This is a genomic window from Brevibacillus sp. FSL L8-0520 (assembly GCF_037963895.1).
GTDB lineage: Bacteria > Bacillota > Bacilli > Brevibacillales > Brevibacillaceae > Brevibacillus > Brevibacillus borstelensis.
The window spans coordinates 326,711-351,964 of record NZ_CP150171.1 but is presented as its reverse complement, the minus strand read 5'-3'; the positions used below and the strand labels follow the sequence as shown (position 1 = coordinate 351,964).

The 25,254-nt window shown below is 50.9% G+C and carries 31 protein-coding genes; 1 reads left to right on the top strand and 30 read right to left on the bottom strand.

All coding sequences use genetic code 11. The features are described from left to right. Positions 1-6: 6 nt before the first annotated feature. The 20 genes from rpmD to rpsJ form a co-directional block, all read right to left on the bottom strand. Positions 7-192, bottom strand: coding sequence for a 50S ribosomal protein L30 (rpmD, locus tag NSQ24_RS02030; RefSeq protein WP_003391945.1), 186 nt, complete (start codon positions 190-192; stop codon positions 7-9). Positions 193-208: 16 nt separating this feature from the next. Then, positions 209-706 carry a 30S ribosomal protein S5 gene (rpsE, locus tag NSQ24_RS02025; protein ID WP_003391947.1) on the bottom strand — a complete coding sequence of 166 codons (498 nt, stop codon included), beginning with the start codon at positions 704-706 and terminating at the stop codon, positions 209-211. Between the two features lie 18 nt (positions 707-724). Then, complete coding sequence (gene rplR / locus NSQ24_RS02020; protein ID WP_003391949.1) at positions 725-1,087, bottom strand: 50S ribosomal protein L18; 363 nt, start codon at positions 1,085-1,087, stop codon at positions 725-727. Between the two features lie 33 nt (positions 1,088-1,120). After that, a complete protein-coding gene (gene rplF, locus NSQ24_RS02015) occupies positions 1,121-1,657 on the bottom strand; it encodes a 50S ribosomal protein L6 (RefSeq protein WP_003391950.1) in 537 nt (178 codons plus the stop codon). Positions 1,658-1,690: 33 nt separating this feature from the next. After that, on the bottom strand, positions 1,691-2,089 hold the full coding sequence (gene rpsH / locus NSQ24_RS02010) for a 30S ribosomal protein S8 (protein ID WP_003391953.1): 399 nt from the start codon (positions 2,087-2,089) through the stop codon (positions 1,691-1,693). 27 nt (positions 2,090-2,116) lie between these two features. Next, entirely contained in the window at positions 2,117-2,302 is a 186-nt protein-coding gene (locus NSQ24_RS02005; RefSeq protein WP_003391955.1) for a type Z 30S ribosomal protein S14, read from the bottom strand. 30 nt (positions 2,303-2,332) lie between these two features. After that, positions 2,333-2,875, bottom strand: coding sequence for a 50S ribosomal protein L5 (gene rplE, locus NSQ24_RS02000; RefSeq protein WP_003391957.1), 543 nt, complete (start codon positions 2,873-2,875; stop codon positions 2,333-2,335). Between the two features lie 26 nt (positions 2,876-2,901). Beyond that, positions 2,902-3,216: a 50S ribosomal protein L24 gene (rplX, locus tag NSQ24_RS01995; RefSeq protein ID WP_003391959.1), complete on the bottom strand. Its 315-nt coding sequence runs from the start codon at positions 3,214-3,216 to the stop codon at positions 2,902-2,904. 49 nt (positions 3,217-3,265) lie between these two features. Further along, a complete protein-coding gene (gene rplN / locus NSQ24_RS01990) occupies positions 3,266-3,634 on the bottom strand; it encodes a 50S ribosomal protein L14 (protein ID WP_003391962.1) in 369 nt (122 codons plus the stop codon). A gap of 42 nt (positions 3,635-3,676) precedes the next feature. Beyond that, the gene (gene rpsQ / locus NSQ24_RS01985) at positions 3,677-3,943 is read right to left on the bottom strand and encodes a 30S ribosomal protein S17 (RefSeq protein ID WP_003391964.1); all 267 of its coding nucleotides are present in this window, start codon (positions 3,941-3,943) and stop codon (positions 3,677-3,679) included. Between the two features lie 21 nt (positions 3,944-3,964). Continuing rightward, the gene (rpmC, locus tag NSQ24_RS01980) at positions 3,965-4,162 is read right to left on the bottom strand and encodes a 50S ribosomal protein L29 (RefSeq protein ID WP_003391966.1); all 198 of its coding nucleotides are present in this window, start codon (positions 4,160-4,162) and stop codon (positions 3,965-3,967) included. Continuing rightward, a complete protein-coding gene (gene rplP / locus NSQ24_RS01975; RefSeq protein ID WP_003391969.1) occupies positions 4,152-4,586 on the bottom strand; it encodes a 50S ribosomal protein L16 in 435 nt (144 codons plus the stop codon). Before rplP ends, rpmC begins: the two co-directional genes overlap by 11 nt. Before the next feature lie 2 nt (positions 4,587-4,588). Further along, the gene (gene rpsC, locus NSQ24_RS01970; RefSeq protein ID WP_003391972.1) at positions 4,589-5,251 is read right to left on the bottom strand and encodes a 30S ribosomal protein S3; all 663 of its coding nucleotides are present in this window, start codon (positions 5,249-5,251) and stop codon (positions 4,589-4,591) included. Positions 5,252-5,264: 13 nt separating this feature from the next. Further along, positions 5,265-5,597, bottom strand: a complete 333-nt coding sequence (gene rplV, locus NSQ24_RS01965) for a 50S ribosomal protein L22 (protein WP_003391974.1) — start codon at positions 5,595-5,597, stop codon at positions 5,265-5,267. A gap of 29 nt (positions 5,598-5,626) precedes the next feature. Further along, entirely contained in the window at positions 5,627-5,908 is a 282-nt protein-coding gene (gene rpsS, locus NSQ24_RS01960; protein ID WP_003391977.1) for a 30S ribosomal protein S19, read from the bottom strand. A gap of 49 nt (positions 5,909-5,957) precedes the next feature. Continuing rightward, positions 5,958-6,788 (bottom strand): 50S ribosomal protein L2, encoded by an 831-nt coding sequence (gene rplB / locus NSQ24_RS01955; protein ID WP_003391979.1) that lies wholly within the window; start codon positions 6,786-6,788, stop codon positions 5,958-5,960. 33 nt (positions 6,789-6,821) lie between these two features. Continuing rightward, positions 6,822-7,112, bottom strand: a complete 291-nt coding sequence (gene rplW / locus NSQ24_RS01950; protein ID WP_003391980.1) for a 50S ribosomal protein L23 — start codon at positions 7,110-7,112, stop codon at positions 6,822-6,824. After that, on the bottom strand, positions 7,112-7,735 hold the full coding sequence (gene rplD, locus NSQ24_RS01945) for a 50S ribosomal protein L4 (protein WP_003391982.1): 624 nt from the start codon (positions 7,733-7,735) through the stop codon (positions 7,112-7,114). Before rplD ends, rplW begins: the two co-directional genes overlap by 1 nt. Positions 7,736-7,756: 21 nt before the next feature. After that, entirely contained in the window at positions 7,757-8,386 is a 630-nt protein-coding gene (gene rplC / locus NSQ24_RS01940; protein WP_003391984.1) for a 50S ribosomal protein L3, read from the bottom strand. A 146-nt stretch (positions 8,387-8,532) separates the two neighbouring features. After that, entirely contained in the window at positions 8,533-8,841 is a 309-nt protein-coding gene (gene rpsJ, locus NSQ24_RS01935; RefSeq protein ID WP_003333796.1) for a 30S ribosomal protein S10, read from the bottom strand. Between the two features lie 414 nt (positions 8,842-9,255). Here rpsJ and NSQ24_RS01930 point away from each other — a divergent pair, with 414 nt between their 5' ends. Then, positions 9,256-9,651, top strand: coding sequence for a hemoglobin-like protein (locus NSQ24_RS01930; protein ID WP_003391986.1), 396 nt, complete (start codon positions 9,256-9,258; stop codon positions 9,649-9,651). A 9-nt stretch (positions 9,652-9,660) separates the two neighbouring features. Here the strand turns inward: NSQ24_RS01930 and NSQ24_RS01925 are convergent, their stop codons facing one another. From NSQ24_RS01925 to rpoB, 10 genes are all read right to left on the bottom strand, one after another. After that, entirely contained in the window at positions 9,661-10,587 is a 927-nt protein-coding gene (locus tag NSQ24_RS01925; protein ID WP_024984055.1) for a DMT family transporter, read from the bottom strand. 141 nt (positions 10,588-10,728) lie between these two features. Further along, positions 10,729-11,592, bottom strand: coding sequence for an RNA polymerase sigma-70 factor (locus NSQ24_RS01920; RefSeq protein WP_122958192.1), 864 nt, complete (start codon positions 11,590-11,592; stop codon positions 10,729-10,731). Between the two features lie 9 nt (positions 11,593-11,601). Next, positions 11,602-12,888: an FAD-dependent oxidoreductase gene (locus tag NSQ24_RS01915; RefSeq protein ID WP_003391990.1), complete on the bottom strand. Its 1,287-nt coding sequence runs from the start codon at positions 12,886-12,888 to the stop codon at positions 11,602-11,604. A 138-nt stretch (positions 12,889-13,026) separates the two neighbouring features. Next, the gene (tuf, locus tag NSQ24_RS01910) at positions 13,027-14,217 is read right to left on the bottom strand and encodes an elongation factor Tu (RefSeq protein WP_003391992.1); all 1,191 of its coding nucleotides are present in this window, start codon (positions 14,215-14,217) and stop codon (positions 13,027-13,029) included. A gap of 119 nt (positions 14,218-14,336) precedes the next feature. Continuing rightward, complete coding sequence (fusA, locus tag NSQ24_RS01905) at positions 14,337-16,415, bottom strand: elongation factor G (protein ID WP_003391995.1); 2,079 nt, start codon at positions 16,413-16,415, stop codon at positions 14,337-14,339. Positions 16,416-16,484: 69 nt separating this feature from the next. Next, on the bottom strand, positions 16,485-16,955 hold the full coding sequence (gene rpsG / locus NSQ24_RS01900) for a 30S ribosomal protein S7 (protein ID WP_003391996.1): 471 nt from the start codon (positions 16,953-16,955) through the stop codon (positions 16,485-16,487). A gap of 52 nt (positions 16,956-17,007) precedes the next feature. Further along, positions 17,008-17,442: a 30S ribosomal protein S12 gene (gene rpsL, locus NSQ24_RS01895; protein WP_003391998.1), complete on the bottom strand. Its 435-nt coding sequence runs from the start codon at positions 17,440-17,442 to the stop codon at positions 17,008-17,010. Positions 17,443-17,564: 122 nt separating this feature from the next. Next, positions 17,565-17,819 (bottom strand): 50S ribosomal protein L7ae-like protein, encoded by a 255-nt coding sequence (locus tag NSQ24_RS01890; RefSeq protein ID WP_003391999.1) that lies wholly within the window; start codon positions 17,817-17,819, stop codon positions 17,565-17,567. Between the two features lie 182 nt (positions 17,820-18,001). After that, complete coding sequence (gene rpoC, locus NSQ24_RS01885) at positions 18,002-21,628, bottom strand: DNA-directed RNA polymerase subunit beta' (protein WP_339167149.1); 3,627 nt, start codon at positions 21,626-21,628, stop codon at positions 18,002-18,004. A gap of 29 nt (positions 21,629-21,657) precedes the next feature. Next, a complete protein-coding gene (gene rpoB, locus NSQ24_RS01880; RefSeq protein WP_003392002.1) occupies positions 21,658-25,197 on the bottom strand; it encodes a DNA-directed RNA polymerase subunit beta in 3,540 nt (1,179 codons plus the stop codon). Between the last annotated feature and the right edge of the window lie 57 nt (positions 25,198-25,254).

Below are 25,254 nucleotides of genomic sequence, written 5' to 3'. Positions count from 1 at the left end.
CAACGTTTACGCTTCTACTTCTTTCACTTCTACCAGATGCTTCACTTTGAAGATCATGCCGCGGATTGCAGCGTTATCTTCTTTCACCACAGTGTGGTTGATTTTGCGAAGACCCAGAGCTTTTACTGTATCTTTTTGATCGACTGTGCGGCCGATCACGCTGCGCTTGAGGGTAATTTGCAATTTTGCCATGTCCATTCCCTCCTTATTAACCCAACAACTCGTCAACAGTCTTACCGCGCAGTTTCGCGACGTCTTCCGCTGTTTTCAGACGGCCGAGGCCTTCCAGCGTAGCGTTGACCATGTTGATGGGGTTGTTGGAACCGAGAGACTTGCTCAAAACGTCACCTACACCAGCAAGCTCCAGAACCGCGCGGACAGGTCCGCCAGCAATAACACCGGTACCTTCGGAAGCAGGTTTAATCAGCACTTTACCGGAACCGAAGTGGCACAGTACTTCGTGCGGAATGGTCGTTCCTTTCATCGGTACACGGATCAATTTTTTCTTTGCATCGTCAATCGCTTTACGAATCGCGTCCGGCACTTCTTGGGCTTTACCCATACCAGCGCCTACGTGACCGTTGCGGTCGCCGACTACCACAAGAGCGCTGAAGCTCATGCGACGTCCACCTTTAACCGTTTTCGCAACACGGTTAACGGCGACTACTTTTTCTTCCAGCTCCAATTTGCTAGAGTCGATACGCATTCCTTTCCCTCCTTGTTGTTAGAATTGCAGGCCAGCTTCACGAGCTGCTTCTGCGAGTGCTTTAATGCGTCCATGATAAATATATCCACCACGGTCGAAAATTACGTCATTCAGACCTTTTTCTTGTGCACGCTTAGCAATCAGTGTACCCACAGCAGTCGCTGCTTCTACATTCGCACCGTTTTTCAGGCCAAGCTCTTTATCCAGAGAGGATGCTTGTGCCAAAGTAGTGCCTGTAGCATCATCGATCAGTTGAGCATAGATGTGCTTGGAAGAACGGAATACGTTCAGACGCGGACGTACAGCAGAGCCGACCAGACGCTTGCGAATGCGCAGATGGCGTTTTTTCCGAGCTTTGTTTTTATCAGCTTTCGTAAACATTACGCGGCCTCCCTTCTCATAAAACTACGAAGCTTATTTACCTTTTTTACCCTCTTTGCGGCGAACAACTTCGTCGCTGTACTTAATCCCTTTGCCTTTGTATGGCTCAGGCTTACGGAGGGAGCGAATTTCAGACGCGATTTGGCCTACGCGCTCTTTGTCGATACCTTTAACCACCAGAGTGGTTTGGTTTGGTACATCGATTTCAATACCCTCTTCAGGAGTTACCTCAACTGGGTGAGAGAAACCGAGAGAAAGAGTTACGCCTTTTCCTGCTTTCGCAGCGCGGTAACCTACACCTACAAGCTCCAGTGTACGAGTAAAGCCTTCGGATACGCCTTTTACCATGTTGGCAACCAGCGCACGAGTCGTACCATGGAGAGAGCGGTGAAGCTTGTTATCGCTAGGACGCTCAACGACTACTTCGTTATCGTTGATATTGATTTTGATATCCGGATGGAAGTTACGAACGAGTTGACCCTTAGGGCCCTTTACCGTCAGCTCAGTACCGTTCAGAGTGAGGGTAACGCCTGCAGGGACCACGATCGGTTTTCTACCGACACGAGACATGTGGTGCACCTCCTGTGCTTTTCAAATCTGTGATTACCAAACGTAAGCGAGAACTTCTCCACCTACATGAGCTTGGCGAGCTTGCTTGTCGGTCATTACGCCAGCAGACGTAGAGATCAGGGCTACACCCAGACCGCCAAGAACTTTAGGGATCTCTGTGTTTTTCGCATATACGCGCAGACCTGGCTTGGAGATACGCTTCAGTCCGGTGATTACGCGCTCGTTGTTCGCACCGTATTTCAGGAAAACACGGATGATCCCTTGCTTGTTATCTTCAACGAACTCAGCATCGCGAATGAAACCTTCTTCCTTCAGGATGCGAGCAATTTCTTTCTTGATAGTGGACGCCGGGATCTCCACTTTCTCGTGGCGAACCATGTTGGCGTTACGAATGCGCGTAAGCATGTCAGCGATTGGATCAGTCATAACCATGAGAGAGAACCTCCTTCCCGTTTCAAATTACCAGCTTGCTTTTTTCACGCCAGGGATTTGGCCTTTATAAGCAAGTTCACGGAAGCAAATACGGCAGAGTTTAAATTTGCGCAAAACGGAATGAGGACGTCCGCAGCGCTCACAACGGGTGTAAGCACGAACCGCAAACTTCGGTTTCCGTTGTTGCTTGATAACCATCGATTTCTTTGCCACATTCTTCCCTCCTTACTTTGTTTGTGGGGTTTATTTACGGAATGGCATACCCATTTGAGTCAGCAATTCACGAGCTTCTTCGTCTGTTTTCGCGGAAGTGACGATTACGATGTCCATACCGCGAACTTTGTCGATTTTATCGTACTCGATCTCAGGGAAGATCAGCTGTTCCTTCAGACCGAGCGTGTAGTTGCCGCGACCATCGAAAGCTTTCGAAGATACACCGCGGAAGTCACGTACACGTGGGAGAGATACGTTCATCAGTTTGTCGAGGAAGTGGTACATACGCTCACCGCGCAGTGTCACTTTCGCACCGATTGCCATACCTTCACGCAGTTTGAAACCAGCGATGGAGTTCTTTGCACGAGTTACAACCGGCTTTTGACCAGCGATAATTTGCAAATCTTCAACCGCGGAATCCAGAGCCTTGGCGTTGCCTACCGCTTCACCAACACCCATGTTGATCACGATTTTTTCTACTTTCGGAACCTGCATGATGGAAGAGTAACCAAACTTGCTCATCAGGCTAGGCACGATTTCGCTAGTATATTTTTCTTTCAATCTTGCTGCCATCTAGGACATCCTCCTTTCCGATCTGACTACTTGTCGAGAACTTCGCCAGATTTTTTCGCGTACCGAACTTTTTTACCGTTATCCAGTACCTTGTAACCGATACGTGTTGCTTTGCCGGACTTCGGATCGATCAAAGATACGTTGGATACATGAATCGGTGCTTCTTGAGTTACAATGCCGCCTTGCGGATTGGATTGGGACGGACGAGAGTGTTTTTTCACCAGGTTGATTCCTTCAACCAGGACGCGATCTTTCTTCGGGTAAGCAGCGAGAACGCGACCTTTTTTACCCTTGTCTTTACCCGTTATTACGATAACAGTGTCGCCTTTCTTAACGTGCATCGCTTGGTGCACCTCCTATCGAGCAAACTACCAGAGTATTTCCGTTCAATTAGATTACCTCAGGAGCCAGGGAGATGATCTTCATGAAGTCTTTTTCACGAAGTTCACGTGCTACCGGTCCAAAAATACGGGTACCACGAGGTGATTTATCCTCTTTAATGATTACTGCTGCGTTTTCATCAAAACGGATGTAAGAACCATCCTGACGGCGAACGCCGCGCACGCTGCGTACTACAACCGCTTTAACTACTTGACCTTTCTTGACAACGCCGCCGGGTGTAGCGGATTTAACGGAGCACACGATAACATCACCGATGTTCGCCGTTTTGCGACCGGAACCGCCCAGAACCTTGATGCACATGAGTTCTTTTGCACCGGAGTTGTCAGCAACAGCCAATCTCGTCTGAGTTTGGATCATTTACTGTTCCTCCTTTCGGATGTAATTACCCGAAAATCTGAGTTATACGATTACTGCCTCTTCGACGATACGAACCAAGCGGAAGCACTTGTCTTTAGACAGCGGGCGAGTTTCCATGATTTCCACGATATCGCCTGTTTTCGCAGAGTTGTTTTCGTCGTGAGCCTTGAACTTCTTGGAATACTTCACACGTTTACCGTACAGCGGATGCTTTTTGTAGGTCTCTACCAGAACAACGATGGTTTTATCCATTTTGTCGGATACAACGCGACCTACCATGGTTCTACGCATTTTGCGTTCTGCGGTCATGTTCGAACCTCCTTCCTGTAATTAGCCGATCCCTAATTCTCTTTGGCGCAGGACGGTTTTCGCACGAGCAATATCCTTACGCACTTGTTTAATGCGAGATGTGATTTCGAGCTGACCGGTAGCCAACTGGAAGCGAAGGTTGAACAGCTCTTCTTTCAAGGAGTTAACGTTTTGTTCGATCTCGGCAGTGGTCAAATTGCGAAAATCATTAGCCTTCATGTGCGTCACCACCCACTTCTTCCCGCTTCACGAACTTGCACTTAATAGGCAGTTTGTGCATTGCCAGGCGCATAGCCTCGCGAGCGACTTCTTCGGATACGCCAGCAAGTTCAAACATGATCTTGCCAGGTTTCACTACAGCTACCCAGTACTCAGGAGAACCTTTACCGGAACCCATCCGTACTTCAAGCGGCTTTTGTGTAATTGGTTTGTCAGGGAAAATCTTGATCCATACTTTACCGCCACGGCGGATGTAACGAGTCATCGCAATACGGGCAGCCTCGATTTGACGGTTGGTAATCCAAGCCGGTTCGAGAGCTTGCAGACCGAATTCACCGAAAGCAACAGTAGTACCGCCTTTTGCGTTACCAGCCATTTTTCCGCGGTGCTGTTTGCGGTGTTTCACGCGTTTTGGCGTCAACATGTTTATTTGCCTCCTTCCTCAGTCGCTACGTTCTTCTTCGTAGGAAGGACTTCTCCACGGTAGATCCACACTTTTACGCCGATGCGGCCATAAGTGGTGTGTGCTTCGGCTGTACCATAGTCGATGTCAGCACGGAGCGTATGAAGCGGAACAGTACCTTCGCTGTAACCTTCGGAACGTGCAATGTCAGCTCCGCCAAGACGACCGCTGACCAGAGTTTTGATTCCTTTTGCACCTGCGCGCAGCGAACGAGTAATCGATTGCTTTTGAGCACGGCGGAAAGAAATACGGTTTTCCAGTTGACGAGCGATATTTTCAGCTACCAAAGTAGCATCCAAATCAGGCTTCTTCACTTCGTTGATGTTGATGTGTACGCGCTTGCCAGTCAGTTCGGTCAAGGATTTGCGCAGAACTTCTACTTCCGAGCCACCTTTACCAATTACCATACCAGGCTTAGCGGTGTGAATCGTAACGTTTACGCGGTTCGCTGCACGTTCGATTTCAATGGTAGAAACAGCAGCATCTTTCAGACGCCCTTTTACAAATTTGCGGATTCTCAGGTCTTCGTGCAACAGAGCTGCGAAGTCCTTGTCAGCGTACCATTTGGACTCCCAGTCGCGGATAATGCCGATACGAAGACCAACCGGGCTTACCTTTTGACCCACACGTAATCCCTCCTTATTTCTCGTTTAGTACCACTGTGATGTGGCTGGTGCGCTTATGGATGCGGCTTGCGCGACCCATAGCACGCGGGCGGAAACGCTTCAGTGTTGGACCTTGGTCCACGAAGATTTTTCCAACAACGAGTCCGTTCGGATCCATTTCATAGTTGTGTTCAGCGTTAGCGATCGCCGATTTCAGAAGTTTCTCCACTACCGGAGAAGCCGCTTTCGGCGTGTGTTTCAGGATCGCCAGCGCCTCACCCACTTGCTTGCCTCGAATCAAGTCAACCACCAGGCGAACTTTGCGAGGGGCAATGCGAATATAGCGAGCAACTGCTTTAGCTTCCATCTTTGTACCTCCTCTCTGTCAAGAGAAAATTAGCGCTTCTTGGATTTCTTGTCGTTATCGACGTGACCCTTGAAGGTACGAGTTGGTGCAAATTCACCCAGTTTGTGACCTACCATATCTTCTGTAACGTATACCGGTACATGTTTGCGGCCGTCATATACAGCAAACGTGTGTCCTACGAAATCAGGGAAGATTGTGGAGCGACGAGACCAGGTTTTCACCACGCGTTTTTCGTTCTTTTCGTTCAGTTCAACTACTTTTTTCATCAGGTGATCATCTACGAAAGGACCCTTTTTCAAACTGCGACCCATGTGTGAACCTCCCTTCGCCAAAGGCGTTCGGTTATTGTCTCACCCTGCCTTACTTCTTGCGACGGCGGATGATATATTGATCGGATTTGTTTTTCTTCTTGCGGGTTTTGAGACCGAGAGTCGGTTTACCCCAAGGAGTAACTGGTGCTTTACGTCCGATCGGAGCGCGACCTTCACCACCACCGTGTGGGTGATCGTTCGGGTTCATTACGCTACCACGTACAGTTGGACGAATACCCAACCAACGGGAACGACCAGCTTTACCAATGTTCAACAGCTCGTGGTCGATGTTGCCTACTTGACCGATGGTAGCGCGGCAAACGTTATGGATGCGGCGAGTTTCACCGGAGGACAGGCGCACGATTACGAAATCGCCATCGCGACCGAGCAATTGAGCGGAAGTACCTGCTGCACGAACCAATTGTCCGCCTTTGCCAGGTTTCAGCTCGATGTTGTGAATGGTAGTACCAACTGGAATGTTAGCCAGTGGCAGTGCATTACCGGTTTTGATGTCAGCATCTGCGCCGGAAATGATTTCATCGCCAACTTTCAGGCCGTGTGGAGCGATAATGTAACGCTTTTCCCCGTCCATGTAGTTGATCAGAGCGATGTTTGCGGAACGGTTTGGATCGTACTCGATAGTAGCTACGCGACCTACGATGCCATCTTTGTTCCGTTTGAAGTCGATGATGCGATATTTGCGTTTATGACCGCCACCTTGATGACGAACGGTGATTTTCCCGTGGTTGTTGCGTCCAGCTTTCTTGCTCAGAGGCGCCAACAGGGATTTTTCGGGAGTCGAAGTTGTGATCTCCTCGAAAGTAGAAACCGTCATTTGGCGACGACCAGGAGAAGTCGGTTTAAACTTTTTGATACCCATTTAAAATTCCCTCCTTTTCGGTAGTCGTCGGGGTTATACGCCTTCGTAGAAAGCCAGCTCTTTGCTGTCTTCTGTCAGCTTAACGATCGCTTTTTTCCACTCAGAGGTGTAACCGGAGTATTTGCCGTAGCGTTTTGGCTTCGCAGGAACACGGGAAGTGTTTACTGCTTCTACTTTTACGCCGAATACTTTTTCAACGGCTTGCTTGATCTCGGTTTTGTTGGCTTTGAGCGGCACTTCAAAAACGTACTTCTTCTCAGCCATCATGTCAGTGGTGCGCTCCGTAATGATAGGGCGCTTGATGATGTCGTGAAGGCTCTTCATTAGGCGAGCACCTCCTCTACTTTCGCAACCGCATCTTTCGTTACGATTACTTTATCGTGCGCAACCAGGTCCAGAACGTTAATGCCAGCTGCATCTACGAATTTAGCGCCTGGGATATTGCGGGAAGAGAGCGCTACGTTTTGATCGAACTCGGAGGTTACGATCAGCACTTTGCGATCTACTTTCAGGTTGTTCAGTACAACAGCCATTTCTTTGGTTTTTGGAGCAGAGAAGTTCAGTGCATCCAATACCAACAGTTCGTTGTTTTGTACTTTTGTCGACAGCGCGGATTTCAGCGCCAGACGACGAACTTTACGGTTCAGTTTGTATCCGTATTTGCGTGGAGTCGGACCGAATACTACGCCGCCACCCTTCCATTGCGGAGCGCGAATGGAACCTTGACGAGCACGACCGGTACCTTTTTGACGCCACGGCTTGCGGCCGCCGCCACGAACCTCAGAACGGTTCTTTACATCATGCGTGCCTTGGCGTTGGGACGCTTGCTGCATAACGATAGCATCGAAAAGAACAGCGTTGTTAGGCTCGATACCGAAAACACTGTCTGCCAGTTCGATTTCGCCTACTTGTGAACCAGCTTGATTGTAAAGAGCTACTTTTGGCATGTCAGTTCCTCCTTTCCTTAACTAGTTCTTCTTGACTGCCGTAGATACTAGAACGTAGCTGTTTTTCGGGCCAGGCACGGAGCCTTTCACCAAAATCAGATTGCGATCAGCATCAACTTTGATTACTTCCAGGTTTTGAATGGTTACGTTGTCGCCACCCATTTGACCTGGCAGGGTTTGGCCTTTGAATACACGGCCTGGATCGATAGCCCCGAGAGAACCAGGACCACGATGGTAACGGGAACCGTGAGCCATCGGACCGCGGCTTTGGTTGTGACGTTTAATCGCACCTTGGAAACCTTTACCTTTGGTTACGCCGGCAACGTCTACAAACTCTCCTGCGGCAAAAATATCAGCTTTCAATTCTTGACCTACCTCGTAATCTGCGAGGTTTACTCCGCGAATTTCGCGAATGAAGCGCTTAGGTGCAGTGTTAGCTTTCGCTGCGTGTCCTTTTTCCGGCTTGTTAGCTCGATGTTCCTTTTTGTCTTCGAAACCGATCTGGATAGCTTCGTATCCATCGTTCTCTTGATCCTTCTTTTGCAGTACTACGTTAGGACCTGCTTCGATGACGGTAACAGCGATTGCCGATCCGTTCGGACCAAAAACTTGGGTCATGCCAAGCTTTCTGCCTAAGATTCCTTTGGTCATTTGTGCCACCTCCTGTGCTTATATCCACTTACCATACTGTTGTATCAAGGTCCCTGCCGATGCGCAGGGGCGCCGTTTACGGGGTTTGAAGACTTGATAGATCGCGCTTATTAAGACAACGCCTACGCGTGTATCGTACTCGAACCTTACAGTTTAATCTCGATGTCCACACCGGACGGCAGATCCAAACGCATCAGCGCGTCAACCGTTTGTGGGGTCGGATTCAAAATGTCGATCAAGCGTTTGTGAGTGCGCATCTCGAATTGTTCACGAGAATCTTTGTACTTGTGAACAGCACGCAAAATCGTGTAAACTGCTTTCTCCGTCGGAAGCGGAATTGGACCCGATACATTGGCACCGGAACGCTTGGCAGTCTCCACAATTTTCTCAGCAGACTGATCGAGGATTTTGTGATCGTACGCCTTTAAACGAATACGAATCTTTTGTTTTGCCATTTTAGTCCCTCCTTTTTCGCCCATTTTTTGAAACGGACATTTCTCCGTGGAAATATCCTGCACCCCGGTCATGGCAAAGGGGCCGGGTGTGTCAGCAACCTCCCACATCATCGCAAGTCCATGACCAACATTCAATATTGTACTAAAATGAAATGGGCAACGCAAGTTTTTTCTTGGTTTTCCACACATTTTTCGTACACAGCGGCCTTTTTTGGCTCACTTTGTCCATCTTACTGATTTATCCGGCCAAAGGCAAGCGGGATTCACTTCCAAACTCATTTTTTCTCTCTCAGTCTCGCTTGTTTTTTTGTTATCTGCCCGCGCAAAAACAGAACCTTCTCTTCCCGGCTATATATATAAGAAGAAACACGGTATACTGGTAACGTACTCTCGCAAAGAAGGAGGATACCGGCAGTGTCCGACAAGCTTGTCACACCTTATGAACAAATTGGCGGGGCCGAGACTCTCACCCGTTTGGTAGATACGTTTTACGATCTCGTAGCGAAGCATCCCGATCTCGCTCCGCTCTTTCCGGACGATTTTACCGAAGTGAAGGAGAGACAGTATCAGTTCCTCACTCAATTTCTAGGCGGGCCCACCCTCTACAGCGACAAGCATGGCCATCCCATGCTCCGCGCCCGCCACATGCGGTTTCCGATCGGCACTACGCAAGCAGCCGCATGGCTTTCTTGCATGAGCGAGGCTATGGATCGCATCGGTCTAAAAGGCGAGCTCAGAGATCAGTTCTTTGAGCGCTTGCGCCTGACCGCCTACCATATGGTCAACCAGTGGGAAACAGATAAAGCGTAGGGAGCTCCCCTACGCTTTTGTCATGACATCCGTTTTTGGCTTGATCCCTCTTGCCGAAATCTGCCGCGACCCCAAATAAACGCCAGCGACTATCATCACCAGAGCGAGCAAATGCAAAAGCTGCAATCGCTCCCCGAGAAACAAAGCGGCAAAAAACAGGCTGGCGAGCGGCATTCCATTTAAAAATACAGCCGTCCGGCTTGCCCCCAACTGGCGAATGCCGTAATTCCAGCCCATCGAACCTACAGCCGTCGAGAGTCCGCCTGACACAAAAATGACGAGCCATTGGAACGGTGTTACTTCCAGTGATACATAGTAGGATAATGGCTGTTCAACCAGAGCCGCCCCCCATAAAAAGAGGACCCCGAACATCTGCGAAGCGGCTGTAATCAACAAAACGGGAACGCCCCGGGTCGTCAGCTTCCGAATCAATAGTCCGCCCGTGACATACATCAGCATCGAGGAGAACATAATCAAGTCTCCCCAGCCGTTCATTTCGATCGAACCATGCTGGGACAAAACGACAATCAAAACACCGCTGAATCCAACCCCGATCCCGAGCCCCTTCCGCCAGGACATTCCTTCGCCCAGAAGAAGCATGGCAAGCAGAGCTGTTGCCAACGGATTGAGTCCCAAAATCAGAGATGCGTTTCCTGCAGTCGTAAATCGCACTCCCAAAGCGAGTGTCAACTGGTGCAGCGCTATCGAACTGGCGCCTACTCCCACGATGAGCAGCCAGTCAGTCCCTTTCAATCTCAACTGGTGCCGATACATCCATAAAATCGGGCTCAAACAAAGGCCTGCTACAGTCATCCTGATCGCTGCCACGTAGAGCGGCGGAAACATGGTAAGGTACTTTACCATTACGACATTCAGGCCCCACAGTGTGACCACACCGGCAAGCATCAGATACAACCATCGTTCATTGTTTTGCATGACTGGCCCTTCTTCCCTTTCTACATTACAAATCGCATTCGTAATTGTAGCACAGGAATGGCCGTCACATAATTTCCTTTTTTTGATCGCCGTCATTTGCAAATTTGATAAGGACCACCGGCGCGCACTAACCTTGAGTCATCAAACGTTTTTGAGTTTATCCGGATTCCGGATGATATACACGGCCGCGATTTTTCCGTCTACCAGCTTGATTGTATTTATACCGTAAACCTCATTTCCCTCATAGGCGATGATGCCAGCCTCGCCATTTACGTTTGCGATTTCCACACGATAATCTGTAGATTGCTTTCGGGTGACTCCCAGCAAGAACGCGACAACTCTCTCGCTCGACAAAATAGGCCTGAGAGCGGCCTTTACCTTTCCGCCGCCATCGGAGTAGAGGACCACATCCGGAGACAGCAGCTCCAGCAATGTGGCCGAATCCTCCGTATGAATCGCCTGTAAAAACGACTCCAGCAGCATCCTCTGCTGCTCGTAATCAATCCTTTTGTCTGGCAGCTCTTTGGAGAGCTTTTGTTTTACCCGACTGAAAATCTTGCGGCAGTTCACCGTCTCCTTGCCCGTTATCTCGGCAATCTCGTCATATTCAAAATCGAGGACCTCCCGCAAAATAAAGATGGCTCTTTCTACAGGCGAGAGACTTTCCATCAAGGCCAGCATCGCAATCGACAGTTGGTCTTGCCGGATCACCTGCTCCATTGGACCAAGCTGTTCATCCCGAAAAACAACGGGTTCGGGCAGCCAAGGTCCTACGTATACTTCCCTCTTTTTCCGAGCAGACCTCAAAAAGTCAATGCAGCGATTTGTCAAAGTCTTGCAAAGCCACGCTTTGATGTTTTCGACATTCTTTTTTTGAAATCTTTCAAGCGACAAAAACGTATCTTGAACAATATCCTCTGCATCCGCTACTGTTCCGAGCATGCGGTAGGCAATCGAAAAAAGCAGCGGCTTGTATGTTACGTAGAGCTGCTGTGTATCCATCATGGCTCATCCTCACTTGCCTTCCATCTTCAAAATGTCTTGCACAGCCTCATACGCGCTAGCCAATGCCGCATCCGCCAACAGCCCCTCGCGTGCAAACCAGTCGCCAACTGCGTAAAGACCGGGAATTTCCTTGATAGCCGGACTTTCTTTGGACAGCATGGCGGCTCGCTCCGGTGTCACCAGACTGTGGGAAACCGTCATCGCTGGCAAATAGCGCTTTTTCAAAACCTCGTTTTGCCAGCCTGGCTGCAGCCTGTCGAGAAAGGCTTCCAACAGCTCGCGATCCTGGTCGGAATCAGGGATTTCCGAAGCACGATGATATTTGAATGTGTGTATCACCTGGTAGTCCGGATGATTCGTAAAGACTGCTGCGGCTGAATGATTCGAAAAATACAGGGGCTGCTCCAGATCCAGGGCAAAGGAAATGTCCGGATTCGGCAGCCTCTTGACGATAACGTCCAGGGCGGCGCCTTTTACCGGTATGAGCGTGTATTTCCACCTGGCCAACACCGTCTTCTCTGCATGTTTCACCATACGATAGGTAGCCGCTGGGCCCGCCGAAGATATGACGTATTTCGCAGATAGAAATCTCGTTTCTGTCAGGCCGACTTTTATCGCTGGCGTTTCTCCTTCGATCGTTGCCACATGCTGCCTCAGCCGAATCGTAACACCCGCCTTCAATGCCTGTTCCCTCAAATCATTAATGAGGCTTTGCCAACCGTAGTGGAGATACGCTACACCACCTACTGCGGATAGTCGAAGCTGCCGAAGAAGTACTCCTGCGCTCGCTCGCTCGGGATCATCGCAGTAGCTGGACAAGCGAACCAGCGTATAAAGCAGTTGTCTCACACGTTCATCGGCTATGTTTAGATTAGCCCATTCGTAGAGTGTCATTTGACAAACTGATTCCAAATCCTGCCTCGTCAAGCGAAACAACAGACTGAGAAATTCCTTCTTTTGTTTCCAGGTAAAAACATTGGTTTTCAGCAGTGAGAGCGGTGTCATTGGCAGCTCATATTCATGTTCCCGCTCTGTTAGCGTGCCACCTAAAGCCAACGTGCCCCCTTTTGGAACGATTCCCAGTTGGCCCAGCACCTTCATTCCTATCCCTTTTTGGCATAAGGCATGAGGTCCCCGGTTTACAAAACACCCTTCATAAACATCAGAGGAAGCACGGCCGCCAAGCCGTTCTGATTGTTCCACCAGCATAACCGTTTTACCCGCCCCTGCCAAACAGACAGCCGACGCCAATCCGGATAGTCCGCCGCCGATTACACACACATCAACATGCTCCACTTGGCGTCTCCCCTTTTCGGGTTCTGTTCTACTCACAAGACGATCAGGGACTGGTTGTTGTGACAGGCAGCAGCAATTTGCCGCATGAAAAATAAAAAACCCGACAGCTTTATGCTGTCGGGTTTGCTTTTTTGGCAATTACTCAGTGATGGAGGAAACTACGCCTGCACCAACTGTACGGCCGCCTTCGCGGATAGCGAAGCGAGTACCTTGTTCCATCGCTACTGGAGCGATCAGTTCAACGGTGAACTCAGTGTTGTCGCCAGGCATGATCATTTCAACGCCTTCTGGCAGTTGGATGATACCTGTAACGTCAGTTGTACGGAAGTAGAATTGTGGGCGGTAGTTGGAGAAGAAAGGAGTGTGACGGCCGCCCTCTTCTTTGGACAGAACGTAAACTTCTGCTTTGAACTTGGTGTAAGGTTTAACGGATGCTGGCTTCGCCAGTACTTGACCGCGCTCGATGTCTTTGCGCTCAACACCACGGAGCAGAGCACCGATGTTGTCACCAGCTTCTGCTTGATCCAGCAGTTTGCGGAACATCTCAACACCAGTTACAGTAGTAGTTTTTGTTTCTTCAGCCAGACCAACGATTTCTACTTGGTCACCAACTTTAATTACACCGCGCTCTACACGACCGGTAGCAACAGTACCACGGCCAGTAATGGTGAATACGTCCTCAACTGGCATCAGGAATGGTTTATCAGTTGCACGCTCAGGAGTTGGGATGTAAGTGTCAACAGCTTCCATGAGCTCGAGAATTTTCTTAGCCCAATCGCCGGATGGGTTGTCAAGAGCTTCTTTTGCAGAACCTTTGATTACTGGGATATCGTCGCCTGGGAACTCATATTGAGACAGCAGGTCGCGGATTTCCATTTCAACCAATTCCAAGAGCTCTTCATCGTCTACCATGTCGCATTTGTTCATGAATACTACGATGTAAGGTACGCCTACTTGGCGGGACAGCAGGATGTGCTCACGAGTTTGTGGCATTGGGCCATCTGCAGCAGATACTACCAGGATAGCGCCGTCCATTTGAGCAGCACCGGTAATCATGTTTTTCACGTAGTCCGCGTGTCCAGGGCAGTCAACGTGTGCATAGTGACGGTTTGCAGTTTCGTACTCAACGTGAGCAGTGTTGATTGTGATACCGCGCTCTTTTTCTTCTGGAGCAGCGTCGATGCTGTCATAAGCCATTGCTTTCGCTTGACCTGCTTGAGCCAAAACAGTGGTGATAGCAGCAGTCAGAGTAGTTTTACCGTGGTCAACGTGACCGATGGTACCAATGTTTACGTGCGGTTTCGTCCGCTCAAATTTTTCTTTAGCCATGAGAGTGAGCCTCCTCATTAATAAGGGTTTTATTAGAGTAAAGAAAGGTTTACCCTATCAACGGTTACCCTATCATATTGTAAACCTTTCTCGTTTCAAGATAAAGTCAAGCGCGCCAATTATTCGCCTTTGGACTTCTTGACGATTTCATCAGCGATGAACTTCGGTACTTCTTCGTAATGGTCGAGTACCATTGCGTACGTACCGCGTCCTTGCGTACGGGAGCGCAGTACGGTGGAGTAACCAAACATCTCGGACAGTGGTACCATTGCACGGATCACTTGTGCGTTTGCACGAGCTTCCATACCTTCGATACGACCGCGGCGGGAGTTCAGGTCACCCATAACGTCGCCCATGTACTCTTCCGGAATTGTGACTTCTACCTTCATGATTGGCTCGAGAAGAGTAGCGCCACATTTCTTCGCAGCTTCTTTCAGTGCGAGGGAACCAGCCACTTTAAATGCCATCTCGGAGGAGTCGACATCGTGGTAGCTACCGTCAACCAGCGCTGCTTTGATATCTACCAGTGGGAAGCCGGCAAGAACACCATTTTTCATAGCTTCTTCGATACCAGCTTGTACCGCAGGGATGTATTCACGCGGTACTACACCACCGACGATTTTGTTTTCGAATTCGAAGCCTTTGCCCGGCTCCAGTGGAGAGAACTCCACCCAAACGTGACCGTATTGACCACGACCACCGGACTGACGAACGAATTTACCTTCCACTTTGGCTGCATTGCGGAATGTCTCGCGGTAAGCAACCTGCGGAGCACCTACGTTCGCTTCAACTTTGAATTCACGCTTCATGCGGTCAACGATGATCTCCAAGTGAAGCTCACCCATACCGGAGATGATGGTTTGACCAGTCTCTTCGTCTGTGTGAGTTCTGAACGTTGGATCCTCTTCGGACAGCTTGGAAAGCGCAACACCCATTTTGTCTTGGTCGGCCTTGGATTTAGGCTCGATCGCAATGTGGATAACCGGCTCTGGGAAGGTCATGGACTCCAGAATTACTGGAGCTTTCTCATCACAGAGGGTATCACCAGTCGTAGTGTCTTTCAAACCTACAGCTGCTGCAATGTCACCGGAGTAAACCTGTTGGATTTCTTCGCGGTGGTTTGCGTGCATTTGCAGGATACGACCGACACGCTCGCGCTTGCCTTTGGTGGAGTTCAGTACGTAAGAACCGGAGCTCAGAACACCAGAGTATACGCGGAAGAATGTCAGACGACCTACGTACGGGTCAGCCATGATTTTGAACGCCAGAGCGGAGAACGGACCGTTGTCGTCAGCCGGACGTTCTACTTCATCCTCGGAGTCAGGGAGCGTACCTTTGATTGCTGGAATATCGATCGGAGATGGCAGGTATGCCACTACGTTGTCCAGCATTGGTTGAACACCCTTGTTACGGTAGGAAGATCCGCACATGACTGGCGTGATTTTGCACTCGATGGTACCTTTACGCAGAGCTGCGCGAATTTCATCGTTGGTCAGCTCTTCGCCTTCCAGGTACTTCATCATCAATTCTTCATCTTGTTCCGCAGCTGCTTCAACCAGTGCAAGACGGAGCTCTTCGCACTTGTCTTTGAGTTCAGCCGGGATTTCAACAGCATCGGAGGTTTTACCGAGGTCATCGGTATAGATGATTGCCTTCATTTCGATCAGGTCAACCATACCTTTGAACTGGTCTTCCGCACCGATTGGATATTGAACAGCTACCGGGTTTGCGCCCAGGCGGGTACGAATTTGCTCCAAGCACATATCGTAGTTTGCGCCGATAATATCCATTTTGTTGATGTAGCACATACGAGGTACGCCATACCGGTCAGCTTGGCGCCAAACGGTTTCGGTCTGAGGCTCAACGCCGCCTTTCGCGTCGAAAACGGTTACGGCACCGTCCAAAACGCGCAGGGAGCGCTCTACTTCAACAGTGAAGTCTACGTGTCCAGGCGTATCGATAATGTTGATTCGATGGCCTTTCCATTGAGCCGTGGTAGCAGCCGAGGTAATGGTAATACCGCGTTCTTGCTCTTGTTCCATCCAGTCCATGGTGGCCGCACCTTCGTGCGTTTCACCAATTTTGTGCACGCGACCGGTGTAGAACAGAATACGCTCAGTGGTGGTTGTCTTACCGGCATCAATGTGTGCCATGATACCGATGTTCCGCGTATTCGCTAAAGAGAACTCGCGAGCCATTGGGTATGCTCCTTCCATACTCGAATGTAAGAATATGCGGGTATCGAAACCGAACACCCGCTCTTATTACTACCAGCGATAGTGTGCAAACGCTTTGTTTGCTTCAGCCATCTTGTGCGTGTCTTCACGCTTTTTCACTGCTGCACCTGTGTTGTTCGCAGCGTCCATGATCTCGTTTGCCAGACGTTGTTCCATGGTTTTCTCACCGCGAGTGCGGGAGTAGTTAACCAACCAACGCAGGCCGAGAGTGGTACGGCGCTCAGGTTTTACCTCGATCGGTACTTGGTAGTTGGCACCACCAACACGACGAGCTTTTACCTCCAGTACAGGCATTACGTTTTTCAGTGCTTCTTCAAACACTTCCATAGGGTTGCGACCAGTACGCTCCTGAATAATGTTGAATGCATTGTACAGGATGTTCTGCGCAACACCGCGTTTGCCATCCAGCATCAAGCGGTTGATCAGACGAGTGACCAACTTGCTGTTGTAAATCGGATCAGGCAGTACGTCACGACGGGTTACAGGACCTTTCCGTGGCATCGTATTCCCTCCTTCTGTATAGATTTAAGATTACGCCATCATAGCTAGGCGATTATTTTTTTGCTGCTGCTTGGCCCGGCTTCGGACGCTTCGTACCATATTTGGAACGACCTTGTTTGCGGTTGTTCACACCAGCAGTGTCAAGCGCACCGCGAACGATGTGATAACGAACCCCTGGCAAGTCTTTTACACGGCCGCCGCGAACCAGCACGACGCTGTGCTCTTGCAGGTTGTGGCCGATACCACCGATGTAAGCAGTAACCTCAATACCGTTAGTCAAACGCACACGAGCGTATTTACGCAACGCGGAGTTTGGTTTTTTCGGAGTCATGGTACCCACACGAGTGCAGACACCGCGTTTTTGAGGAGAGCTTTGGTTGGTTTGAGCCTTTTTGAAGCTGTTGTACCCCTTTTGCAGAGCTGGGGACTTCGACTTCACAACCTTGTCCTTGCGACCTTTGCGCACCAATTGGTTCATTGTAGGCATGGATGTTACCTCCCTTCTTATTACCCAATCTCAAGACCACAGATCCAGGTGAGTCATCTTTGGTCAAATAGAAAGTCTTTGCCACACAACCAACGCGAAGTTGGCCGGAAACAAAAACATCGTTAACCACTTTTCTTTATCGCGGCAGTTGCCGCTCCCACTTCTATCCCACACGCTTTGCCTAATCGGCGCATGGAATCGACGCGGATGACTGGTACACCCTTCTCTTTGCAAAGAAGCTCGACTTTTTGGGTCAATCGTCTATCAGCATCAACTGCAATGTAAACCGCTTCAACCTGATTGTGCTCCACGGCTTTCATCGTCTGTTTGACGCCAATGGTGAGCTCCTTGGCCCGCTCTACTTTTTCATAAGACATGTAGAATCATATCCTCCAAAGTACAGATGTCAGGCACACTTGAATATAATATCAGTTGGGCCCGTCAATGTCAACGCCCGATGCTATTATTTTTCTATTATTTATTTAGTAAAGGGAAGTGCCCATCACGAGGACGGGCACTTCCTGCTTTGTTGCGTCTATTGCGCCGACCTGCTTTGGCGCTACTCTACCGACACAGCTTCGAGCTGCTCGTTGTTCTCGCTAGCTTGCGCTTCGTAGTCTGCACGGCTTGCTACCTTGATATTGCGATAGCGGGACATACCGGTACCGGCTGGAACCAGTTTTCCGATGATGACGTTCTCCTTCAGGCCAAGGAGGCGGTCCACCTTGCCTTTGATCGCCGCATCGGTCAGGACACGTGTTGTTTCCTGGAAGGATGCTGCCGACAGGAAGGAGTCTGTTTCCAGAGAAGCCTTGGTGATCCCCAAGAGGACTGGACGACCGACAGCAGGGCTCTTTCCTTCCATAAAGGCTTTGGCGTTTGCCTGCTCAAACTCATGCACTTCGACATAGGAGCCTGGCAAGAGATCGGTTTCGCCGCTGTCGATGACTCTCAGCTTGCGAAGCATCTGACGGATCATGACCTCGACGTGCTTGTCGTTAATTTCTACCCCTTGCATCCGGTACACTTTTTGTACCTCTTGCAGGATGTAGTTGGATACGCCGCGTTGGCCGCGTACCTTGAGCATTTCTTTCGGGTCAACGGAACCCTCTGTCAGCTCGTCACCGGCACTGAGCTTGGTGCCTACGGCTACCTTGATGCGGGAACCGTACGGTACGGCGTACACTTTGTTTTCCGCCTCGCCGCGAACCTCGATCTCACGACGGTCTTTGCCTTCGCGGATATCGATGACTTCACCGTCGATCTCGGAAATAACTGCTTGCCCTTTCGGATTGCGCGCCTCAAACAGCTCTTGAATACGCGGCAAACCTTGGGTAATATCGTCTCCCGCAACCCCCCCGGTATGGAAGGTACGCATCGTCAGCTGGGTTCCCGGCTCACCGATGGATTGAGCGGCGATGATTCCGACTGCTTCGCCGATTTCCACCTCGTCGCCGGTAGCCAGGTTGCGACCGTAGCAGCGCTTGCAGACGCCATGGCTTGTGCGGCAAGCAAGCACGTTGCGGATATAAACCTCGGTAATGCCAGCTTTTTCGATGACCTCGGCAATTTCCTCTGTAATTTCCTCGTTGCGGCCGATGATGACTTCGCCGGTCTCCGGATGGCGCACAGTCTCAAAGCATGTGCGGCCAATCAGGCGATCGGAAAGCTTCTCGATTTCTTCCTTGCCGTCCTTGATCGCTGTGACGCGAATGCCCTTGTCGGTTCCGCAATCGATCTCGCGGACGATCACGTCTTGCGCAACGTCAACCAGACGGCGGGTCAGGTAACCCGAGTCAGCGGTACGCAGAGCGGTATCGGCAAGACCTTTACGCGCACCGTGCGTGGAGATAAAGTACTCCAATACGGTCAGGCCTTCCCGGAAGTTCGATTTGATCGGCAGCTCGATGATTCGACCGGACGGGTTTGCCATCAGACCGCGCATACCAGCCAGCTGTGTGATCTGCGACACGTTACCGCGGGCACCGGAGTTCGCCATCATGAAGATCGCATTGAACTTATCCATGGACTTCATCAGCACTTCGGTTACCTCGTCCTTCGCCTTCGACCAGATGGAGATAACCCTGTCGTATCGCTCATCCTCGGTAATCAGACCGCGGCGGTATTGCGCCATAACGGTTTGTACCTTTTGATCAGCTTCTTCGAGGATTTCCTTTTTCTTTTCAGGCACGACGATGTCGGCAACAGCGATCGTAATACCGGCTTTCGTAGAGTACGTGAAGCCGAGTTCCTTGATTTTGTCCAGAATCTTCGAGGTTTCCATTGTGCCAAAACGGCGGAAGCACTCGGAGATGATGGTTCCCAAGAAACCTTTTTTCACAGCTCCCTGGTCAGGCAGCTTGGCGATAAACTCTTTTACGTTTACGCCTTTATCAAAAATGAAGAAGTCGTTTGGTACGCCCTTTTGCAGGTTCGCTTTCGTCGGAACGTTGATAAACGGCAGCTCCGGCGGGAAGATTTCGTTGAAGATCAGTTTCCCTACCGTCGTCACGAACAGAGCGTTGCGCTGTTCTTCCGTAAAGCTGGTTTTGTTCAATTCCTTCGCCGGCAGAGCAATGCGCGTATGGAGGCTGATAAAGCCGTTTTGGTATGCGGCAATCGCATCGTGAGAGTCACGGTATACCGTACCCTCGCCAATGTCCCCTTCACGCTCCAGCGTCAGATAGTAGGAACCGAGAACCATGTCCTGAGAAGGCGTTACAACCGGTTTTCCATCTTTCGGGTTCAAGATGTTCTGTGCTGCCAGCATGAGGATACGGGCTTCTGCCTGTGCCTCAGCGGACAGGGGAACGTGAACCGCCATCTGGTCACCGTCAAAGTCGGCGTTGTATGCCGTACAAACGAGCGGATGCAAACGAATCGCACGGCCTTCAACCAGTACAGGTTCGAATGCCTGAATACCAAGTCTGTGCAGCGTGGGGGCGCGGTTCAAAAGCACCGGGTGCTCGCGGATGACATCTTCCAGTACATCCCACACCTCAGGCTGAACGCGCTCTACCTTGCGCTTTGCGCTCTTGATATTGTGAGCGAGGCCTTTTGCCACCAGCTCTTTCATTACAAATGGCTTGAACAGCTCCAGCGCCATTTCTTTCGGCAGACCGCACTGATACATCTTCAGGTTTGGTCCAACCACGATAACGGAACGGCCGGAGTAGTCAACACGCTTACCGAGCAGGTTTTGACGGAAGCGTCCTTGTTTCCCTTTCAGCATATGGCTGAGGGATTTCAGCGGACGGTTACCCGGACCTGTCACCGGACGGCCGCGGCGACCGTTGTCGATCAGCGCGTCTACTGCTTCCTGCAGCATGCGTTTCTCGTTTTGCACGATAATGTCCGGTGCGCCGAGTTCCAACAGGCGTTTCAGACGGTTGTTGCGGTTGATTACGCGGCGGTACAGATCGTTCAGGTCGGAGGTGGCAAAGCGTCCCCCATCCAACTGAACCATCGGACGCAGCTCTGGCGGAATGACCGGCAGTACATCCAGAACCATCCAGTCAGGACGGTTGCCGGAATTGCGGAATGCCTCCAGTACTTCCAGACGCTTGATCGCACGGTTGCGGCGTTGGCCTTGTGCCGTTTTCAGATCTTCCTTCAGCGTCTCTACTTCTTTTTCCAGATCGATTTCCTGGAGAAGGCGTTTGATCGCCTCTGCTCCCATCATCGCCTGGAAGGAATGTCCGTATTTTTCACGGTAATTGCGGTATTCCTTTTCGGACAACAGCTGCTTTTTATCGAGCGGCGTATCGCCCGCATCGGTTACCACGTAAGATGCAAAGTAGATGACTTCCTCGAGCGAACGCGGGGACATGTCAAGAACAAGGCCCATGCGGCTCGGGATTCCTTTGAAGTACCAGATGTGAGAGACTGGGGCAGCCAGCTCGATGTGCCCCATCCGCTCACGGCGTACTTTGGCGCGGGTCACTTCCACGCCGCATCGATCGCACACGACACCTTTGTAGCGAACGCGCTTGTATTTTCCGCAATGGCACTCCCAGTCCTTGGTCGGACCGAAAATACGCTCGCAGAACAAACCGTCCTTTTCCGGTTTCAACGTACGATAGTTGATCGTTTCCGGCTTTTTCACTTCCCCGAAAGACCAGGAGCGGATTTTGTCCGGGGAAGCCAGGCCGATCTTCATATATTCGAAGTTGTTCACGTCTATCACAGGGCGTTACCTCCCTTTGTACCGGAATCTTACTCTTCGTCCAAGCTTCCGCCTTCAAGTACGAGATTCAGCTTTTCACCGCTGCCCTCGTCCTCTTCTTCCATTTCACGCATTTCAATTTCCTGCTCGTCTTCGGACAGGATTTTCACGTCCATACCCAAGCTTTGCAGTTCCTTGATGAGAACCTTGAAGGACTCAGGAACACCTGGCTCCGGTACGTTTTCCCCTTTGACGATCGCTTCGTAGGTCTTCACCCGACCAACGACGTCGTCCGACTTGACAGTAAGAATTTCTTGCAGCGTATAGGCGGCACCATAAGCCTCGAGTGCCCAAACCTCCATCTCCCCGAAGCGCTGTCCGCCAAACTGAGCTTTACCGCCCAGAGGCTGCTGCGTAACGAGCGAGTATGGACCAGTGGAACGAGCGTGGATCTTGTCGTCCACCAAGTGAGCCAGCTTCAGCATGTACACGCAACCTACCGTTACACGGCGGTCAAACGGTTCACCTGTGCGGCCATCGTACAAAATCGTTTTTCCGTCGCGGTCGAGGCCGGCTTCTTCCAGCGTCTCGAACACATCTTCCTGACGAGCTCCGTCAAATACCGGTGTCGCTACGTGGATGCCGAGCATTTTCGCCGCCATGCCAAGGTGCGTTTCCAGTACCTGACCGATGTTCATCCGGGACGGAACCCCGAGTGGGTTCAGAACGATTTCCACAGGAGAGCCATCCGGCAAGAACGGCATATCCTCCTCTGGCATGATCCGGGCAATAACCCCTTTGTTACCATGTCGACCGGCCATTTTGTCACCCACGGAAATTTTCCTTTTTTGGGCGATGTAGACGCGGACGAGTTGGTTGACACCCGGCGGCAGCTCGTCGCCGTTCTCGCGGGTAAACACTTTCACGTCGACAACGATACCGGAACCGCCATGCGGTACGCGCAAGGATGTGTCGCGAACCTCGCGTGCCTTTTCACCAAAGATGGCATGGAGCAAACGCTCTTCCGCCGTCAGCTCGGTAACCCCTTTCGGCGTTACTTTACCGACGAGGATGTCGCCGTCCTGAATTTCCGCACCGACGCGAACGATACCGCGCTCGTCAAGATTTTTCAGAGCGTCTTCGCCGACGTTCGGAATATCACGGGTGATTTCTTCCGGACCGAGCTTGGTGTCACGGGCTTCGGACTCGTACTCTTCAATATGGATAGACGTATACACGTCATCTTTTACAAGCTTTTCGCTGAGGAGAATGGCGTCCTCGTAGTTGTACCCTTCCCAGGTCATGAACGCAACGATAACGTTGCGGCCCAGTGCCAATTCGCCCTTTTCTGTGGACGGACCGTCACCGATGATGTCGCCTTTTTCAATCCAGTCGCCTTTTCTGACGATCGGGCGCTGGTTGATGCAGGTACCCTGGTTGGAACGGATAAACTTGTGCAATTTATATTTGTCGATATCGCCGGCTACTTTCTTGCCGTCGATCTCTTTATAGCGGCGTACCCAAATTTCGCGGGCTGTCACGCGCTCTACCTGACCCGGATGCTTGGCAACGATCGCCACGCCGGAGTCTTGCGCTGCTTTATGCTCCATACCGGTACCGACAAACGGCGCTTGCGGAATGAGCAATGGAACAGCCTGCCGCTGCATGTTGGAACCCATCAGCGCGCGGTTGGCGTCGTCGTTTTCCAGGAACGGAATCAAAGCGGTCGCAACCGAAACGACTTGCTTCGGAGATACGTCCATATAGTCAACCTTGTCGCGCGGGACACTCAAGATGTCGCCCTTGCGTCGGCAAATAACCATGTCGTTGATGAAGCGGCCCATTTCGTCCAAAGGCTGGTTGGCCTGAGCGACGTTGAACACGTCTTCTTCATCCGCCGTCAGATAGGCGATTTCATCCAGAACGTAACCGGTCTCCGGGTCTACCTTGCGACGCGGCGTTTCAATGAATCCATAGTCATTGATCCGGGCAAAGGAAGACAGCGAGTTGATCAAACCGATGTTCGGACCCTCCGGCGTCTCAATCGGACACATACGGCCGTAGTGAGAGTGGTGAACGTCACGCACTTCAAAGCCCGCGCGCTCACGAGTCAAACCACCGGGACCGAGTGCAGACAGACGGCGTTTGTGCGTCAGCTCTGCAAGCGGGTTGGTCTGATCCATAAACTGCGACAACTGGGAGCTTCCGAAGAACTCCTTGATCGCTGCGATGACCGGACGGATGTTGATCAGCGCTTGCGGCGTGATCTGGTTTTGATCCTGAATGGACATCCGCTCGCGAACTACGCGCTCCATACGGGAAAGACCGATGCGGAACTGGTTCTGCAACAGCTCACCAACGGAACGCAGACGACGGTTGCCCAAATGGTCGATGTCATCGGTAGAACCGACTCCATGAAGCAGGTTCATGAAATAGTTGATCGCCGCAACGATATCAGCAGGCGTGATGTGCTTAACGGTCTTATCGACGTTTCCATTGCCGATGACCTTGATCACTTTGCCGTCGTCAAGCGGAGAGAAGATGTTGATGGATTGCAGACGGATCATATCCTCTTCGAGAACACCGCCGTGCGTCCGTACATCTACGAACCCTACGCTCTCTTCCAGCATCGGCAAAATCCGGTCAAGAATCCGGCGGTCAATCATTTGACCTGCTTCTGCGATAATTTCACCTGTGCTCGTATCTACCAACGTCTCAGCCAGACGCTGATTGTAGAGACGGTTTTTCAGGTGAAGCTTCTTGTTCATTTTATAGCGACCAACGGATGCCAGGTCGTAGCGCTTCGGATCGAAGAAACGGGAAATGAGCAAGCTCTTCGCGTTCTCGACTGTCGGCGGCTCACCCGGACGCAGACGCTCATAGATTTCAATCAGCGCCTTTTCCGTAGAGTCGGTATTGTCTTTCTCCAGCGTATTTTTGATATACTCGTCCTCACCCAGCAGGTTGAGAATCTCGATGTCGGAACCAAAGCCGAGAGCGCGCAAAAGCACCGTTACCGGGATCTTCCGGGTACGGTCGATACGGACGTAAATGACATCCTTCGCGTCCGTCTCCAACTCCAACCACGCGCCACGGTTTGGAATAACGGTAGCGGTAAATGTTTGCTTGCCGTTTTTGTCCACTTTGGTGTTGTAATATACACTGGGGGAACGAACAAGCTGGCTGACAATGACACGCTCAGCCCCGTTGATAATGAAGGTTCCCGTTTCGGTCATGAGCGGGAAGTCCCCCATGAAGACTTCTTGTTCCTTCACTTCGCCCGTCTCTTTGTTAAGCAAGCGGACCTTCACGCGCAGAGGCGCTGCATAGGTGACGTCACGTTCTTTCGACTCGTCCACGTCATACTTGGGCTCACCCAGGCTGTAATCGATAAATTCCAGCACAAGGTTACCCGTAAAGTCCTGGATCGGAGAAATGTCCTGAAACATTTCACGCAAGCCTTCATCCAGGAACCACTGGTAAGACTTTTGCTGAATCTCGATCAGATTTGGAAGGCCCAGCACTTCGTTAATACGCGAATACGTACGACGCTGGCGGTGTCGGCCACTTTGAATCACTTTACCTGCCAACTTATTCACCCCTCAGGTTGTGTTTTCACACATAGAAAACTGGGCATCCGGCAAGCT

What these genes read in the sequence shown, in the direction of transcription:
- rpmD (WP_003391945.1), bottom strand. Translation starts at nt 192, where the DNA reads ATGGCAAAATTGCAAATTACCCTCAAGCGCAGCGTGATCGGCCGCACA.
- rpsE (WP_003391947.1), bottom strand. Translation starts at nt 706, where the DNA reads ATGCGTATCGACTCTAGCAAATTGGAGCTGGAAGAAAAAGTAGTCGCC.
- rplR (WP_003391949.1), bottom strand. Translation starts at nt 1,087, where the DNA reads ATGTTTACGAAAGCTGATAAAAACAAAGCTCGGAAAAAACGCCATCTG.
- rplF (WP_003391950.1), bottom strand. Translation starts at nt 1,657, where the DNA reads ATGTCTCGTGTCGGTAGAAAACCGATCGTGGTCCCTGCAGGCGTTACC.
- rpsH (WP_003391953.1), bottom strand. Translation starts at nt 2,089, where the DNA reads ATGGTTATGACTGATCCAATCGCTGACATGCTTACGCGCATTCGTAAC.
- rplE (WP_003391957.1), bottom strand. Translation starts at nt 2,875, where the DNA reads ATGGCAGCAAGATTGAAAGAAAAATATACTAGCGAAATCGTGCCTAGC.
- rplX (WP_003391959.1), bottom strand. Translation starts at nt 3,216, where the DNA reads ATGCACGTTAAGAAAGGCGACACTGTTATCGTAATAACGGGTAAAGAC.
- rplN (WP_003391962.1), bottom strand. Translation starts at nt 3,634, where the DNA reads ATGATCCAAACTCAGACGAGATTGGCTGTTGCTGACAACTCCGGTGCA.
- rpsQ (WP_003391964.1), bottom strand. Translation starts at nt 3,943, where the DNA reads ATGACCGCAGAACGCAAAATGCGTAGAACCATGGTAGGTCGCGTTGTA.
- rpmC (WP_003391966.1), bottom strand. Translation starts at nt 4,162, where the DNA reads ATGAAGGCTAATGATTTTCGCAATTTGACCACTGCCGAGATCGAACAA.
- rplP (WP_003391969.1), bottom strand. Translation starts at nt 4,586, where the DNA reads ATGTTGACGCCAAAACGCGTGAAACACCGCAAACAGCACCGCGGAAAA.
- rplV (WP_003391974.1), bottom strand. Translation starts at nt 5,597, where the DNA reads ATGGAAGCTAAAGCAGTTGCTCGCTATATTCGCATTGCCCCTCGCAAA.
- rpsS (WP_003391977.1), bottom strand. Translation starts at nt 5,908, where the DNA reads ATGGGTCGCAGTTTGAAAAAGGGTCCTTTCGTAGATGATCACCTGATG.
- rplB (WP_003391979.1), bottom strand. Translation starts at nt 6,788, where the DNA reads ATGGGTATCAAAAAGTTTAAACCGACTTCTCCTGGTCGTCGCCAAATG.
- rplW (WP_003391980.1), bottom strand. Translation starts at nt 7,112, where the DNA reads ATGAAGAGCCTTCACGACATCATCAAGCGCCCTATCATTACGGAGCGC.
- rplD (WP_003391982.1), bottom strand. Translation starts at nt 7,735, where the DNA reads ATGCCAAAAGTAGCTCTTTACAATCAAGCTGGTTCACAAGTAGGCGAA.
- rplC (WP_003391984.1), bottom strand. Translation starts at nt 8,386, where the DNA reads ATGACCAAAGGAATCTTAGGCAGAAAGCTTGGCATGACCCAAGTTTTT.
- rpsJ (WP_003333796.1), bottom strand. Translation starts at nt 8,841, where the DNA reads ATGGCAAAACAAAAGATTCGTATTCGTTTAAAGGCGTACGATCACAAA.
- NSQ24_RS01925 (WP_024984055.1), bottom strand. Translation starts at nt 10,587, where the DNA reads ATGCAAAACAATGAACGATGGTTGTATCTGATGCTTGCCGGTGTGGTC.
- NSQ24_RS01920 (WP_122958192.1), bottom strand. Translation starts at nt 11,592, where the DNA reads ATGATGGATACACAGCAGCTCTACGTAACATACAAGCCGCTGCTTTTT.
- tuf (WP_003391992.1), bottom strand. Translation starts at nt 14,217, where the DNA reads ATGGCTAAAGAAAAATTTGAGCGGACGAAACCGCACGTAAACATTGGT.
- fusA (WP_003391995.1), bottom strand. Translation starts at nt 16,415, where the DNA reads ATGGCTCGCGAGTTCTCTTTAGCGAATACGCGGAACATCGGTATCATG.
- rpsG (WP_003391996.1), bottom strand. Translation starts at nt 16,955, where the DNA reads ATGCCACGGAAAGGTCCTGTAACCCGTCGTGACGTACTGCCTGATCCG.
- rpsL (WP_003391998.1), bottom strand. Translation starts at nt 17,442, where the DNA reads ATGCCTACAATGAACCAATTGGTGCGCAAAGGTCGCAAGGACAAGGTT.
- NSQ24_RS01890 (WP_003391999.1), bottom strand. Translation starts at nt 17,819, where the DNA reads ATGTCTTATGAAAAAGTAGAGCGGGCCAAGGAGCTCACCATTGGCGTC.